This window comes from Amycolatopsis sp. NPDC058986 (genome assembly GCF_042741125.1).
Lineage (GTDB): Bacteria > Actinomycetota > Actinomycetes > Mycobacteriales > Pseudonocardiaceae > Amycolatopsis.
This window is the reverse complement of the sequence record NZ_JBHYJW010000014.1, coordinates 110711-126963: the sequence shown is the minus strand read 5'-3', so window position 1 is coordinate 126963 and position 16253 is coordinate 110711. Positions and strand designations below refer to the sequence as shown.

At 69.3% G+C, this 16253-nt stretch carries 6 protein-coding genes; 2 read left to right on the top strand and 4 right to left on the bottom strand.

From position 1 onward, the window contains the following. Positions 1-40: 40 nt before the first annotated feature. Positions 41-12355, bottom strand: a complete 12315-nt coding sequence (locus tag ACFW0G_RS15430; protein WP_378325858.1) for a DNRLRE domain-containing protein — start codon at positions 12353-12355, stop codon at positions 41-43. A gap of 171 nt (positions 12356-12526) precedes the next feature. Next, positions 12527-12829 carry a hypothetical protein gene (locus ACFW0G_RS15425; protein WP_378325857.1) on the bottom strand — a complete coding sequence of 101 codons (303 nt, stop codon included), beginning with the start codon at positions 12827-12829 and terminating at the stop codon, positions 12527-12529. A gap of 603 nt (positions 12830-13432) precedes the next feature. On the opposite strand from ACFW0G_RS15425, the gene ACFW0G_RS15420 reads away from it, so the two are divergent. Together ACFW0G_RS15420 and ACFW0G_RS15415 are read left to right on the top strand one after the other, a co-directional pair. After that, positions 13433-14128, top strand: coding sequence for a GTP pyrophosphokinase family protein (locus ACFW0G_RS15420; RefSeq protein ID WP_378325856.1), 696 nt, complete (start codon positions 13433-13435; stop codon positions 14126-14128). 187 nt (positions 14129-14315) lie between these two features. Further along, the gene (locus ACFW0G_RS15415) at positions 14316-14555 is read left to right on the top strand and encodes a hypothetical protein (protein WP_378325855.1); all 240 of its coding nucleotides are present in this window, start codon (positions 14316-14318) and stop codon (positions 14553-14555) included. Here ACFW0G_RS15415 and ACFW0G_RS15410 read toward each other — a convergent pair. Together ACFW0G_RS15410 and ACFW0G_RS15405 are read right to left on the bottom strand one after the other, a co-directional pair. Beyond that, positions 14548-15636 carry a winged helix DNA-binding domain-containing protein gene (locus ACFW0G_RS15410; protein WP_378325854.1) on the bottom strand — a complete coding sequence of 363 codons (1089 nt, stop codon included), beginning with the start codon at positions 15634-15636 and terminating at the stop codon, positions 14548-14550. The two genes, ACFW0G_RS15415 and ACFW0G_RS15410, sit on opposite strands and share 8 nt — an antisense overlap. A 3-nt stretch (positions 15637-15639) precedes the next feature. Next, positions 15640-16251: a DinB family protein gene (locus ACFW0G_RS15405; protein ID WP_378325853.1), complete on the bottom strand. Its 612-nt coding sequence runs from the start codon at positions 16249-16251 to the stop codon at positions 15640-15642. Between the last annotated feature and the right edge of the window lie 2 nt (positions 16252-16253).

Here is a 16253-nt window from a genome sequence, read left to right as displayed (position 1 = left end):
ACCGAGTCCCATTTCGTTCCGCGTTCGCTTGTCCGTGCATTCACCTGTTTTCGAGCCAGTTCCGGAGAGCCCGGTTCTGGCTCAGGCTCGCCCACATCTCGGCGATCTGCCGATCGTACTTGGTGCCGAAGCGGTTGCGGATGTCCTGGATGTCCATCATCATCGCCCCTCGGAAGTCCCCGGCGTCGATCATCTCCTTCTGCCGCATCCGCCAGGCTTGTGATTCCCGGGAGGAACCGGTGCTGTAGAGCTCACGGTGGTCGGCGCGGTCCATCCGGATCGAGGGGCCGCTGTACTTGCTGAGCGGGCTGATGGAATTGGCCGGGATGTGGTTGATCTCGTATCCCTGCCCGGCAGGCTGCAGATCACCGTACTTACCGCCGTCCCCCGTACCGCAGTTGTGGACGAGTACCGGGATGTCGCCGACCAGCACGTAGTACGTGTGTGGTCCGTCGACGGAAAGGTTGTGTACCCGGAGTGTCTCCGCCCGCTGCTCGACAGCGGTGACCTGGACGTACGTGCCCGCGGAGGTGCGTAGCAGGGCACCGGGACGCAGGTCTCGCGCCGCCCGCCACTCGCCGGGACCGGCCGCGACCCAGAACGGATGTCCGTCCGTCGCGGTGATCGTGCTGTCGGCCTTGCCGTCCCGGTCCGTGTCGACGGAGATGGCGACGAGGTGCTTCTGGCCATCACCCGCGATGGCCGCGGTGACCACTCGAGCTTCCGTGTGCCCGTCGGCCGGATCGGTCGCGAGCACCTTGTCGCCCGGCTTCACTTCGGCGATCGGCTTGTCGGAGCCGTCCGCCATCCGCACCCTGGTTTCGGGCGTGAAGCTGTTCGAACCGCAGCCATTGCCCGAAGACGCGGGCTTCGTGCCCATCGGGTCGGTGAGCTGGGTCGGCTTGTTGCCGGCGTAGCCGTACAGGTTGATCCCGCCGTCGAACCCGATCGGGTCCTCGCTGAGGAACCGTTGCAGGCCGGGGCTGTAGTACCGGGCGCGGTTGTAGTACAGCCCGGTGCCGTCGTCCTCGCGCCCCGCGAACCGGTACGGGTTGCCGCCGTCGTTCCCGGTGACGTAGGTCCGGCCGAACGGTTCGTAGGAGTACGACGCGCCCACGCCGGTGTTGTCGGCCAGGCCGACGGCGCTGCCCAGCGCGTCGGTCAGGAAGCGGCGGGTCGTGCCGCCCGACTCGCGGAGCTGGAACCCGTCCACCCCCGCCGACGTCATGGTGGCGGTGACCGCGCCGTTCACCTTCTCCTGCACCGGGTTGTCCCCGTCGTACAGGTAGTTGGTGGTGACGCCGTTGATCGTGCGGCCCTGCCGCTTGCCGTCGGCCGCGTAGTCGAACCTGGCCGTCATGCCCGGCGAGGTCTGCCCGGCGAGCTGCCCGCGGGCGTTCCACGTGTAGGTGGCCGTCCCGTCGGAAAGCAGGTTGCCGTCCGGGTCGTAACTGACCGGGGTGGCACCGACACTGCGGATCCGGTTCGCCTTGTCGTAGCTGGCGTCCCCGAACGCCTCGGGCAGCATCGCGCGGGAGTAGCTTCCGCGTGTCCTCGTCGGCTGGCCCGCCGTGTCGTAGTCGTAGGCGAGGTCGCCGAGGACGTTCTGCCCCGAACGATAGGTGATCGACTTGATCTCGCCCGCGTCGTCGTAGGCGTAGGTCTGCGACAACCCGTCACCGGGGGCGCCGACCCGCTCCGCGCGGCCCACCGCGTCACGGCTCACGGTGGTCACCGCGCTGCCACCCTGCTGCACCTCGGACAGCGCGCCCACGGCGTCGTAGACCTGCCGGACCGGGGCCCGGCCGGGCACGGTCATGGTCCGGTCCCGCGCCGTCGCGCTGTAGTCGTAGGACACGCTGCCGTGCGGGGTGGTTTCCGCCTTGACCCGGTCGAGGCCGTCGTAGTCGATCGTCGCGACGCCCGCGGCCGAGTCCTCGGTCCGCTTCAGCCGGTTGCCGAGGTCGTAACCGAACTTGGTGCTGCTTTCGGTCCCGTACCGGCTCTCCTGGCGCCGGTCCAGCTCGTCGTAGTCGTGTTCGGTGACGATGCCGCGTCTGCTGGTGTGCTTCTTCTGGTTGCCGTTGGCGTCGTACTCCGCCAGCTCGAACTTGCCGAGCGGGTCGGTGACCTTGGCGACATGGTCCATCGCGTCGTAGTCGAAGACGGTCTGCCCGTCGCGGGCGTCGGTGACCTTCGTGCGGTTGCCGTTGGCGTCGTACTCGTAGGACACCTTGCGGCCGAGCGGATCGGTCACCGAGGCGACCTGTCCCGCCGCGGTGTAGGCGGTTTCGGAGACCGCGCCCCGTGGATCGGCGGCCAGCACCCGCCTGCCGAGGGCGTCGAACGCCGTCGTCGAGACCCGGCCCAGCTGATCGGTGCCGCGGATCGGATCCACGCCGGCGTAGTCCGTCGTGGTGAACTTGCCTGCCGGATCGGTGACCTTGGTGACCAGGCCCTTCTCATCGGTCCTGTAGGTCGTCTTCCGGTTCGCCGGATCGGTCACCGATTCGACCGCGCCGCGCGCGTCGAGCCCGTACACCGTGTCCTTGTTGTAGATGTCGGTGTACTTGGTCAGCTCGCCGTGCGGGCCGTTGCGTTCCCACTTCTCGGTGCGCGCGTCCGGCGTCCCCGCCAGCACGGTCTGTTCCTTGAGCTGGCCGTTGGCGTCGTAGACGTAGGTCGTCCTGCGCTGCAACGGATCGATCATCGCCTTGCGGCGCACGCCGTCCGCTTCGTACTCGTTCGTCGTGGTGGCCGCGAGCGCGGTGCCGAACGCCTTGGTGTCGGTGAGCACCGAGCCCTTGTCGTTGAACGTGAACCGCCGGACGTGCCCGCGTGGGTCGGTGATCCGGGTTTCGACGATCGCGTCCCCCGAGTCGACGTAGTCGAACTTCGTGACCCCGTTGTCGGCGGCGGTCTGCGTCTTGACCCTGCCCTTGTCGTCGTACTCGTTGAGCAGGTACCGGGTGTTCCTGCCGTCCGTGATGGACTTGAGCAGGCCCTTGTCCCAGGTGTACCGCGTGACGCCGCCGCGGACGTCGGTCACCGTCTCCAGGTGGCCCGTGGCGTCGTAGGTGTACCCGACGCGCCTGCCGAGATTGTCCTCAATGGACTTGACGCGCGGCGGGTTCGCCTCGTCGTAGGTGAACTTCACCCAGCGGCCGTTCGGCGAGGTGATCTGGGTGACCGGCCCGTTCGCGCGGACCTTGCCGTCGGTGCCCGGCGGCGCGGTGGCGCGGGTGAGGGTGGTGGTGTTGCCGAACTTGTCGCGGATCTCCTGCAGCGGCGCCTCTTCGCCGATCACCATCACGGTGCCGTCGCGCAGGGTGACGTCCCAGCCGCTGTCGATCCAGCGCACCACGGAGCCGTCGAACTTCGTCGGTGTCGGGTCGGCCTTGAACACCGCGCCCGCGTAGTCCTTGCCCGGCGAGGTCCGCCGGTAGTGGATCCGGCTGCCGTCCGGCTGCACCAGGTCGAATTCCTGGAAGGTGAACTGCCCGATGATGCCGGGCGACCAGGGGTACAAACCGTAGTTGAAGCTGGTGCCGACGCCGAACGCACGGATGTCGGTGTCGCCCTGCTGGTAGGTGCGCTTGATCTCGATCGGGGCGATGTCGTCGACGACCAGGTCCGTGGTCTCGTCGACCAGCAGACCGGTGGACGGGTCGACCGGGTCGCCGACGCGGGTGCCGTTGGGCCGTGGCGCGATCCGCGGCGGGTTCATCCCCGGCACCGCGGTCATCGCGCCGGTGAGCCGGTAGAACTTGACGTTCCCGTCGGGGACGATCTGCTTGCCGTCCGGCGAAACGGTGCCGTAGCCGTAGATGTGCCAGCCCTTGCCGTCCGGATCGTAGTTCCAGAACTGGGTCCGGGTGCCCGGCGCCTCCTTGGTGTAGTTCGGGTAGACGATCGTGGCGCCCTCGGGGAACAGATAGCTGCCGCCGGGCTGGACGGTGAAGTACACCGGGACCTTGGTCGGGGGCAACGGGAACGGGGGCCGGTCGATCGGGATCGGGGTGAGGCTCAGCTCGGTCACCACGGTGCCGTCGGCGTCGCGGACGACGCTGCCCGCCGGGAGCCGCACCTCCAGGCCGGGGATGGCCTTGGTGGTGAGCACGGTCTCGCCGGTGGTCGGGCTCGGGACGTGCACCGTGGCGGCGGTGTCGATCTCCGGCAGGAACACCGTGTACGGCAGGACGAGCATCTGTCCCGCGTGGGTGTCCACGCCGATGTCGAACGCGCCGAACGCGCGGCCGGTGGCGTTCGCGCGGCCGTCGACGCGCAGGACGACGTGCCCGTCCGGCAGCCCGGTGAGCGCGAACTTGCCCTGGTCGTCGGTGACGACCCGCTGTCCGCCGGCACTGACGGCGACACCGGCCAGGGCCTGCCCGGACGTCGCGGCGATCTTGCCGACGACACCGGTGAACCCGACGGCGAACTGCAGCGGACGGTCCCGCGCGGGCACCGGCTCGTACCGCGTGTTCCAGTCCGTACCGCCGAGGTTGGCGGCGTCCGGCTGCCAGCCACCGGCCGGTGCGCAGGTGGACGGGGACGGCGGCGCGGCCGCGGGCTCCGGTGCGGCCGGTGGCTGCGCGGACCCCTGCGGGACCGGGGAACCCTTGGCGGGCTGCGGACGCGGCTCGGCCGGGACGCACTTCGGGGTGACCGGTTTCGGCGGATCGATGCGCGTGCTCTGCGCGAGCACTGCCGCCGCCGGTTTGCTGATCGCGACGGTCATCGAACCGGTGACCGCGCCCGCCGGGTCGAACACGAGCGTGTAGGTACCGGTCGCCTTGAGCGGGGACAGCTTGAAGCGGTCGTACGACATCCACGAGTGCCGCGGCGAAACCGTGCCGTCCGGCGCGATCAGGCTGTAGTAGGCGCCGTAGTTGTTCGGGAAGCTGCGGGTGACGTCCAGTTGCAGGACGTCGTTCGCGGTGCCGTCGAAGGTCACCTTTCCGTTCTGCCCGGTCCTGGCGATGGTGATCGTCTTGGCCGGGCCGCCGATTTCGGCCTTGCCGCCGTCGGCTTCCCCGGACAGTGCGATCCCCAGCTCACCGGTGGCGGGCCCGCTCGACTCGTCGAGCGGTTCGAGGAGGATCCGGTAGTCACCGGTCACCGGCAGCGTGGTGAGGTCGAGAGCGTTGGGCAGGTTGAACGTCTGCGGGCCGTCGAGCGTGCCACCGTCCGGCTTGAGCACCTTCACCTTGAGGAACGGGATGTTCGGCGAGGTGAAGCCGAGGCTGAGCCGTTGCCCCGCCTGCCCGGCGAACTTGCCGGTCACCGTCTGGCCGGTGACGGAGATCGCCGGATTCGGGATCGGCCCGTCGATCGCGAGCTGGCCGAGGTCGAGCGGTTCCGACGCCGCGATCGTGACGCTGCCCGTCGTGGCGTAGCCCGGATCGAGGTGGATGCGGTACTTCCCGGTCTCCGGCAGCGCGGGGATGTCCAGCTTGCCGTCGATCGAGCTGTTCACCAGCCTGCCACCGGTGGGCTGGTAGACCCGCATGGTGAGGGTGCCGGGCAGGCTCTTGTCGCGGGTCTGCAGGTGCAGCGGGCGATCCTTGACGCCGTCGTAGTCGAACCACACCTCGCGGCCGGGCCGGTCGATGGTGACCTTGGTGTGCGCGTTGATCGGCAGCTTGCCCGCTTCGGTCCCGGAGGTCAGCCAGCCCCGCGCGGCGCCGACGGCCTCCCAGCCGCTCATGAACAGGTTGTGCTCGCCGTTCTTGCGGACCGGGATGTTGCGGATCTCCTGCGTGCCGTTCCGCAGCTCGACCTGGTTCTCGTCCGGCTCGACGAGGATGCCGCTGGGATAGCCGGGTCTTCCGTTCTCCCGCAACGTGTTCTCGGTGGTGGCGAACCGCAGCGGCTTGCCCGCCACCCCGGTGAACGGCAGCCGGACGGACTGGCCAGGCCGGTTGATCTTCATCAGCGTGCCGGGCCCGTCGACGGCCAGCGCGCCCGGTTCGAGCACGCTGGACAGCCACACCTTGCCCGCGCCGAGTTCCTCGGGCCCGAACGTCACGCCGACCTTGTAGGTGCCGGTCGTCTTCGCCCGGAACACCATCGTCGGGGTGTACGTGGTCAGCGACGCCTTCCAGGTGCCGCCGCCGTGGCCGTCGGGGTAGGTGACCAGCACGTCGAAGGTGTTGGCCGGCATGCTCAGATCGGTCAGGCCGAAGCTCAGCCATTCACCCGCGGTGGCGGTGAACGTCATCTCCGCGCGCTGCTGCGGCACGGTGACGGTGAACGGGACACCGGTGCCGTCGCGCGTCAGCTTGTCGCCGGTCAGTTCGTGCGACGCGGTGATCCGCACCTTGCCGGACGCGGTGTCGTCCGGCGCCACGACGATGGAGTACGTGCCGTTGGCACCGAACACCGGGATGTCCTGGCGCAGCGTGCTGCCCGCCCACAGGTCGAGCGGATCGCCCATGGTGCGGCGGGCGAAGTCGCCGCCGTGCGGGGTGAACATCCACATCGCCGAGCGGACCGGGATCGTGTTGTTCTCCAGGTCGAGGTGCACCCGCTCGCCGGCCTTGCCATCGATCAGGACCACCGCGTCCTTGCCTGCCGGGATGTCGAGCTCCAGCGGCTTGCCGAGTTCGATCCGGCCGCCGTACACCAGCTTGTCGATCACGAAACCCCGTGGTGCCACGAGGAAATCGCTCCCGCTGGTGGCCGCGCCGCCCGGGGTGCGGACGGTGATCCGGCCGGACGACGCCGCCGCGGGCACCTCGACGGTCAGGCTGGTGGTGCCCGCCTGCTTGACCCGCGCGGTGGTCTGGTGGAACAGGACGACGTTGCGCGCCGGGTCGGGATCGAATCCGGTACCGGTGATCGTGACGGTGTCGCCCGAGTTGGCGCGGTCGGTGGAAACCCCGGTCACCGTGGGTGCGGGGACGCCGCGGCTGACGACGAACGGGGTGCGCGCGGCCGCCGTCTTGCCGTTGGCGGTGACCTTCACCGCGCCCGCGCCGGTGCCCGCCGGGACCGCCACGGTGAGCCGGTTCACCGTGGCGGCGGTGACCTGCGCGGCGATCCCGTCGAAGGTCACCTTGTTGTCCGCGGGCTGTGCCGCGAAGCCGGTTCCGCTGATCTCGACGGTGCTGCCGATCGGGCCGCGCGCCGGGACCATGGCGAAGATCGACGCGGTGTCCGTGCGGTACCGGTCGGTGGCTTCGAGGTTGCCCGCGGCGTCGTACCGATAGGCGGCCGCCTCGCCGGAGTTGTTGGTGACCCCGGCGAGCTGCCCGGCGGCGTCGTAGAAGTAGTCGCGCGGACCGGCGGGGGCGCCGGCCACGAAGACGTACTTCGCCGGCGCGGACTGCACACCGGACGCGGCGACCTTGGCCCAGACGGTCAGCGTGCGCTGCCCGGAGCGGACCGGGGTGAGGCTGATCGTCGCGGTGCCGGTGCCCGCCGGGACCTCGGTGGCCGCGGCGTCGGTGTCGAGCTGGTACCGCAGCACGTCCGCCGCGACGGCGCCCTGCGAGCGCAGCGTGAACGTCCCGGCCTGGCCGAGGCTGCCGTGCGGCTGCCCGTCCGCCGGGTAGTCGGCCGACGAAACGAGTGGCACGTCCGGGGTCGGCGCCGCCCCGGCGACGACGAAGGTGTACGTCGTGGGCGCCGACGCCGAGCCCGCGCTGCCGATCGCCCAGACCACCAGCGTGTGCGTTCCGCCGGTCGGCGGCGTGATCCGCGCCTGGACGTCACCGGTGCCGGGGACGTCGCTCGTCGCGCCGTCGTCCAGTTTCCAGCGATAACCCGAGATCGGCGTGGTTCCGTTGGCGCGGAAGGTGAACACGCCCTCACGACCGGCGTCGCCGTGTGGCTGTCCGTCAGCCGGATAGTCCACAGAGGACACAGCAGGGGCGTCCGGCGGGGCCAGCGGGGCGACCTCGAACCGGTAGTCGGTCGGTGCGGAAACCGCGCCCGCGCCGGTGAACGTCCGCACGGTCAGCGTCTGCGGCCCCGCTGTGGTGGGCGTGATCTTCACCAGGACCTTGCCGGTGCCCGCCACGTCGGCGGCCGGACCGCCGTTCAGCTGCCAGCGGTATCCCGCGATCGCCGTCGAGCCGGTGGGCCGGAAGGTGAACGCGCCCTCCTTGCCGGGCGCGCCGTACGGGGCGCCGCCCGAGGGGTAGTCGAGCGAAAGCACCTGCGGCGCACCGGGTCCACCCGGCGGATCGGCCACCACGAAGGTGTAGGTCGCCGGTGGTGACACGGTGTTCTCCGCGCCGAGCGCCCGGACGGTCAGCGTGTGCTGGCCCGGCGTCCGCGGGGTCGCCTTGATCTGCACCTCACCGCTGCCCGCGACGTCCGCGGGCCCGCCGTCGTCGAGCTGCCACCGGTATCCGGTGACCGGGACGGCGCTGGACGGCTTGAGAACGAAGATCCCTTCCCTGCCCGGCTCACCATGCGGCTGCCCGTCCGCCGGATAGTCCGAAGAGGACACTGCAGGCGCCGCGGGCGGCTGAGCCGGCGCGGCGACCACGAAGGCGTAGGTCGACGGCTGCGAGGCCAGGCCACCGGCGGTGAACGCGCGCACGGTCAGCGTCCGGTTGCCCGCCGCACCCGGGGTCACGGTCACCGAGGTGTCCCCGGCCGCCGCGACCTCGGTCGGCTGAGCATCGGTGTCCAGCTGGTACACGTACTTCGCGACCGACACCGCATCGCCCGGCTTCAGGACGAACGTGCCCGGCCTGCCCACGCCGCCGTGCGGCTGTCCGTCGGCTGGATAGTCCACAGAGGACACCAGCGGTTTGGCGGGCGGCACCGGGGCGGGTGTGCCCGGCCCCGCGGCGAACAGGCTCGGCCGCGGCACTTCGGCGCCCACGGCGAAATGGCCGTGCCACTGGGCACCGGCGCCGAAACGCGTGCCGTCCGAGACGCCGACGTAGGCCTTCGCGTCAGTGCCGCGAGTGAACGTGGCGACGTCGAACTTGCCGTCCCCGGTGAAGTCCCCGATGCCGGGCAGTTCGCCGCCCGGCGCGAAGTTCGCGTTCCACTGGCGGGCCGCGCCGAACGCGGTCCCGCTCGAGAGCGCGGCGGTCACCTGACCGTTCGTGAACGACAGGATGTCGTCCTTACCGTCGCCGTCGATGTCGCCGACGCCCGCCCGGTTCGCGTCGGGTGCGAAGTTGTCGTGCCACTTCTCGGCGGTGGGCGCGAACTTCGTGCCATCGGAACGCGCCACGTACACGTCGGCGGCCTCGCCACCGGTGAACACGACGATGTCGTCCTTGCCGTCACCGTCCACGTCCCCGACCGCGGGCATTTCGGTGCCACGGGCGAGGGCGGTGTGCCACTTCACCGACGGCAGGAACTTCGTCCCGTCCGACAGCGCCACGTAGACGGCTCCGTCGCCACCCCGGGTGAACGTCGCGATGTCGTCCTTGCCGTCGCCGTTGAAGTCACCGACCAGCGGAATTTCCTCGCCCGCCGCGAAATAGTCGTGCCACAGCCCCGCGGTCGGCGAGAACTTCGTCCCATCGGACAGGGCGACGTAGACCTTCGCGCCGGTTCCTCGCGTGAACGTCGCTATGTCGGCCTTGCCATCGCCGTTGAAGTCACCGGTCAGCGGGATCTCGTTCTGCACGGCGAAATGGTCGTGCCATTTCCAGCCGTCCTGGACGAACTTCGTGCCGTCGGAAAGCGAAACGTAGACCGCCGCCGTGTCTCCGCGGGTGAAGGTGACGATGTCGTCCTTGCCGTCCCCGTTGAAGTCGGTCTTCGTCTTCTTGTGCCGCGACGGTTCGGCGACGACGAACGAGTAGGTGGTCGCGATCGACGACACGCCGGTCGCGTCCAGCGCGCGTACCGTCAACGTCCTGGTGCCCGACGCGGCGGGCGTCAGGTTCACCGAAACCTGGCCGGTCGCCGGGACTTCGGTCGGCTTCGCGTCGGAATCGAGCTGGTAGACGAACTTGCTGATCGGCGCGGTACTACCCGGTTTGAAGGTGAACGAGCCCGCCTTGCCCGCACCGCCGTGCGGCTGTCCGTCGGCCGGATAGTCCGAAGAGGACACTACGGGAGCGGCGGGCGGGGCGGGCGGAGTGCCCAAATAGGACACAGCCAGTGTGGGGCGCAGCAACGGTTCCGTCGCCTCGTCGGACAAGAAGAGCACGCGCTGTGCCGCGCCCGCCTCGTCACGCAGCTTGACCTGGAACCCGTTGTTGGTGGCCGGGTTGTCCACCCAGCCCTGGACCATGCCGGCGTTTTCCCAGATGTGCCAGGTCGGTTTGTCGGGGACACCGGAGACGAAGTCGGCCCTGGCCGCGATGTCCCCGCCGGGGGCGGACCACGCCGTCGCCGCCGACGCCCGGTTCCAGGTGGCTTCGTTCTCCACGAACGGTTTCGTGAGCGTATGCCCGTCGAAGGTCGCACCGGCACCGTTCGAGTAGAAGCCCCAGAGCGAAAGGTCGGCGTCCACGATCCTGGTTCCCGCCGGGATCGAGGTCAGGCCGTCGAACTTCACGACCGCCCGTGTCTTGCCGAAGGTGCCACTGTTGTTACCGACCTGCAGCCACGGCTGCCCGGTCAGCACGTTGAGGTTCGTGTTCGGCTGGTTCGCGGCGAGGGTAGTGTCCGCGCTCGCCCGGAAGGTCTGCCGGACCTGACCCGCCTTGGGTGTCCTGGTCATCTGCGTGGCACTCGGGACGAGCTGGCCGTCGCGGGTCTTGACGACGATCATGTAGTAATACGCGTTCCACCCGAGGTCCGGCGCGCTGTCCGGGGTGACCGGGGCGGTGGTGTCGACGAACCGGGTCGCCTGCGCGCCCACCGAGGTGATCAGCGTCGCCGACGAGGGCGTGAAGACCTGCGAGACCGAGCGGTGCACCTGGTATTCGACGATGTCGTCGTTCACGTTGGCGGGATCGGGATCGGTGTAGGGCGCCCAGTTCAGTTCCGCGCCGGTGGCGTAGGCCTTCGTGATGGTCTGGAGCACCGCGCCCGGACGTCCATAGGTCAGGACCAGTTTCGGGAACGTCGCCGTGTCGCCGTTGTAGACGAACTCGGCCGCGTGGTGGACCGCGCCGCCGCGCTTGAGCGTCTCGTCGGTCGCCTTCACCAGGAGACCGTGGTTCGGCGCCGAACCGGAAACCCACGACTGGGCGATGTTGCGGACGTCCCATTCGGACCAGACCTGGGAAACGTTGGCACGCTTGACCGCGGTCGAAAGCCCCGCTTCGGCGAACGCGGCGTTGGCGTTGTTCCACGTGACGGTGTTCTGCGCCCACGGGCTGGTGATCCGGCGCGCTTCCATCGTGACGTCGTTCGCGCCGGTGTACAGCTCGTTGTCGTAGTACATCCGTAGTTTCGCCGACGTCAGGCTCGTGCCCGCCGGCACCACCGACATGTCGAACTTCACCAGGCTGCGCGCGATGCCGGTGTCGTCGGTCCCCACCGAAAGCTGGTAGTCCGCGCCGTCGTTGCGGTCCGGGCTGTCCGACCAGATCTGGCTGTCCTGCCCCGAATTCGACGTCGGCTCGACCCGGATCGTCGGGTCGATCACCACGGGATACTTCCGCTGCGGGGCGGCCAGCCATTCCCGGTCGGCACGCACCACCACGGTGATCGTTTCACCGTGCTGTTCCACGGTTTGCGAAACCTTGTCACTCCACGACTTTCCGTGCGGCGACTTGGCGTCGTCGGCGGAATCGGTCATGAACGGCCGTGGCATCACGTACAACGGCGGACCGTCCGCGAGACCAGGGGCGGAAGCGAAGAAAGCGATCGAACCGTCCGGCCGCGGCTGTGCTACGACTCCCTGCGCGCGCAGGGTGAACCGGTACGTCCCGTCCTTCGGCGGCGCCGCGAGGACGATTTTTTCCTTGAGGGAATCAGCCGTGACCTGATAACGCAGCTCCGCGCCGTCCACGGCGTTCGGATAACTGACCGAATCCCGTTCCGCCTTCGGTTCGAGCGGCCTGACCGGGCCGTCGAGTCCCATTTCCACCCGGGTACCGTTCAGCGCGAACCGGGCGAGCCGATCGGTCCGGTCACCGAAATAACTGGTGAACGCATTGGTGTCGTTACCGAACCGATAGCCGTCCGTGGCCCGGGCGCGCACCGTCGTGTCTATTGGCTGCCATGTCCCCTTGGCATCGCGAAAATGCTGGGGTTGAGCGGAAACCTCGGCCTCGTACTGGCCGTTGGAAAGCTCGTACACCCGCATCGCCGACGCACGGCGATCGGCCAGTTCCCGTACCCGGGTCGGCGGTCCCGCGGGTTTCTGCGCCTGCGCCGACGCCGCGTTTTCCTTGCCACGCGGCAAAGGAGCCGACGCGGGCAGGCCAAGCGAAACGACGGCGAACACCATCGCCAGTACCAGAAGGCGTGAGAGCACAACGAAACGACGCGGCACGCGCACTGTTCCCCCCAGGTCACGGCGAGCGGACGCCGTTCCCCCAGGCAGGATGGACGAGCCGCTCGTGCTGGGATGAGCTTAACCAGCGCCGGACTGTCCGATATAGAGCCAAACAGACGATCTTAGGAGCGATCGGACAGACCAGACGAGTCAGCGGGTGTCGGCGGCGGTCTTCAGGCAGTCCAGCATCGCCGCCCGCGCCTGTTCACCGTGACTGTCCGGCGCCTTCCCGCCCGCCGTCCCGTCCACGAACGCCTTGGTCTCCGCCGGGGTGGCGTAACGCAGGTACCAGTCGGCGAGGCACCCGGCGGTCTGGTCCGAGGTTCCCCGCGTCTGCGGGTCCGCCTTGATCTTGGCGATGATCTCGTCCCGCCCCGGCGTCCGGTCCCCCGAACAGGCGGCGAGCGCTCCCAGCAACACTACGGCCGTCAGGCCGCGAGCAAGGCGAGTCATGGCGGTCAGCGTAAGCCTCGCGGACCGCTCGCGGAATACCCCTTCGCTCCCGCCCGCACCGCGGAGGCCCGGATCCACAAAGGACTGTGCCGCTGGCAGCGAAGTCCCGTGTGGACAATCGGCCGTCGGTCCGTGTTCGGGACAGGGGCCCGGGGCGTGTGTCGCGAAGGGGACATTGACGGCGTTGAGCGCCGGTAAAGAGGCCTTCACGGCATGCGGTGGGGCCGGGGTGTGTGTCGTGAACGCTCCGTTCGGGACGTTCATCGTCGGCAACGGAGCGTTCGCGACATCGGGCGAACGGAGTCGGCGAACGCAGGGAAGTCCGAGGGACACCCTGGGTGCATCCACCGCACCCAGGGACGCCCTTGTCACACCCCAGACCAGCGCACCGAAGGCGTCCTACAACACAACCGGCGACACACGCGGCCCCAGAATCCTTAGTGAGAAAACCTCAATGTGGCATTCACGGAATCACGCCTTCCCCGGGGAAGGGGCCTGCGTCACATCGAGTGAGGGACCTCGGCCACAGCGGGTGACGGGAACACGGTTATCGTGGAGTTCGTTGATTCACTCGAGGGTTGTCGCAGGTCAGTGAGGGTAGGAATGGACAGCGTTTCGCGGAAGGCCACCCCGCGTCCGGTGAGCACCGGGTCATCGGCGCGCGCGGCCGCCGCGGTCACGGCGCAGGACGAGCAGGCGGTCGGCCCCGAGCTTTCGTATTCCCGCTTTCTCCTGGTGTACAAGTTCGCCATCGAGGAGCTGATGACGAAGCTGCGCATCCTGAGCGAGGAGTTCGACTTCGTCCACCGGCATGACCCGATCGAGCACATCACCAGCCGGGTCAAGCGGCCGGAGGCCATCCAGGACAAGCGGCGCCGCCGGGGCATCCCCGCCGACCTGGCCGCCATCGCCGAGCACCTCGACGACATCGCGGGCGTGCGCGTGATCTGTCCCTTCATCTCCGACGTGTACCGTGTGGCCGACATGCTCACGTCACAGGACGACGTGGAACTGCTGCGCCGGAAGGACTACATCGCGAACCCGAAGCCCAACGGGTACCGCAGCCTGCACCTGATCGTGCGCATCCCGGTGTTCCTCTCCGACCGGGTCGAGAATGTGAAGGTCGAGCTGCAGTTCCGCACCATCGCGATGGACTTCTGGGCGACCCTGGAGCACAAGCTGTTCTACAAGTACGACGACCGGGTCCCCGCGGACTTCGCCGAGGAGCTCGCCAGTACCGCGATGATGTCCGCGCAGCTCGATGCCCGGATGGAGGCACTGCACGAACGGCTGCGCTGAACGACGCCCCGACGTCCTTTGTGGACTTCGACGCCGGGAAGGGACCCTTGCGGGACCCGAGTGCCGCGAACGTTCCCTTCGCGGCGCTGGATACTGTCTTCACCGCCGAGATTTGTTCGGTACCGGTGTAACCATCTTCCCCGGTAGCGCGATGTAGGGCCTATCTCCGGAGACCAGGAGGTACCGCATGAGCACTCGCGGCAAGTGGCGGGGACTGGCGATCACCTACGGCGTCGTAGCGGGTATCCAGGGTTATCTGGCGGTGACCACCAGCGTGACGTGGGCCGTGGTCGTCGCGTCGGCGTGCGGGCTGATCGCGATCGCGTGCGGCGTCACGGCTTGGCGTGTGACAGAGAACGGCCATTCGTCCAGCACATCGCCACAGGACCGACACTCCATAGTGGACAGGGACCACACGCTCAGCTGATCCGCACGCGGTCACTGTCGTTGCCGGAGAGGAACAACGCCAGCGCCTGCCCCTCCTCGGCGACGTCGGCGCGTTCGGTCCGGGAGAAGCGCCGCAGCGGGGTGACGCTCACGGTGTCCGCCTCGACGCTCCAGGTCGCGGCGACCCTGCCGTCGACGAGGACGACGCGTTCACCGGCGACCGACAGGCCGCGGTGCTCGTCGTCGATGATCCGGCCGCGGTCCTGGTAACCGAGGATCGCGTTGTCGAACGCCGGCAGGAACCGCACCGGGGCGGGCGTTCCGGGATCCGGGCGGGGCGCGTCCGGCAGGTCCAGCAGTTCCCGGCCACGCTCGTCGCGGAAGGAGACCAGCTCCTCGCGGATCGCGGACACCGCCGCGGGCAGTCCGGCGAGGCCGCACCAGGCACGCAGGTCCGCCGACGCCGCCGGGCCGAACGCGGCCAGATAGCGCCGGACCAGCGTCTGCCCGACCGGGTCGGCGCCATCCGGGGACGGCGGGTCGATCTCGCGCCCCAGCCACGAAGAAAGCAGGACGTAGCGCACTCCCGCCTTGGTGCGCCACAGCCCGCGCGGCGGCAGCTGCACCACCGGGAGGAGCGCGGCGATCAGCAGCTCGCCCAATGCCCGCGGTCCCGGTCCCGGCCACCGGTCGGCGAGTTCCCGCGCGAGTTCGCCCATCGAGCGCGGTACGTCGTCGGCCAGTACCGCCCGGCCCGCCGCCGCGAGCTCGCCGAGGTTCACCCCGTCGAGCTCGCGGCGGTAGGTCCCGAGCACCCGTTGCCGCAGCATGGCGTCGTGCCGGGCCCGCCAGGTCAGCACGTCGTCGGCGGTGAGGAGGTGGACCGTGCGGCGCATGAGATGCGTCCGCACCACCCGCCGCCCGGTCAGCAGGTCGTCCAGTGCCGCCGGCTCGAAGGCACGCAGCCGGGACCACAGGCCGACGAACGGTTCCTGTGGTTCCTGCGCCTGCAGCCCACACAGCTGCCCGACGGCGTCGAGCACCGGCAGATCGGCACGGTCGAGCAGCAGCTGCCTGGCGAGCGTCGCGCGGTTGAGCGCACGGGTGTCGAGAACGGGCACCGGTCAGCTCGACTTCTGCCCGTCGATGCTCTCGCGCAGGATTTCGGCGTGTCCGGTGTGCTGGGTGGTCTCGGCGATGACGTGCAGCAGGACCCGGCGCACGCTCCACACCGTTCCCGGCTCGTGCCAGGGCGCGTCCGGCATCGGATGGGTGACCGACAGGTCGGGCAGGGCGGCGATGACCTCCGCGCTGCGAGCGGCGACCTGCTCGTAGTGCTCGACGACCCCGGCCAGCGTCTCGCCGGGCAGCAGCCGGAAGCCGTTCTGGTGGTCGATCATCCACTGGGGGATCTCACGCGCGGCACCGGCCGCGATGTCCGCCCAGGTGACTCCCTCCGGCAGCTCGTAGTTCATCGCGCCGGGGCCTTCCACCACGAACCGCAGCCACTGCGCCTCCATGGCCGCGACGTGCTTGACCAGGCCGCCCAGACACAGCGCGCTGACCGTCGGAGTTGCCTTCGCCTGCTCGTCGCCGAGCCCGCGAGTGGTGTTGATCAGGGCCGAGCGCGCGGTCGCGAGCAGGGCGAGCAGGTCGGTCCGCTCGGCGTCGAGCGTCGGGGAGGACGAGGTGGTGGTCACGGTGTTCGGGCCCTTCGGGTTGTCGTTTTCCGGCACGA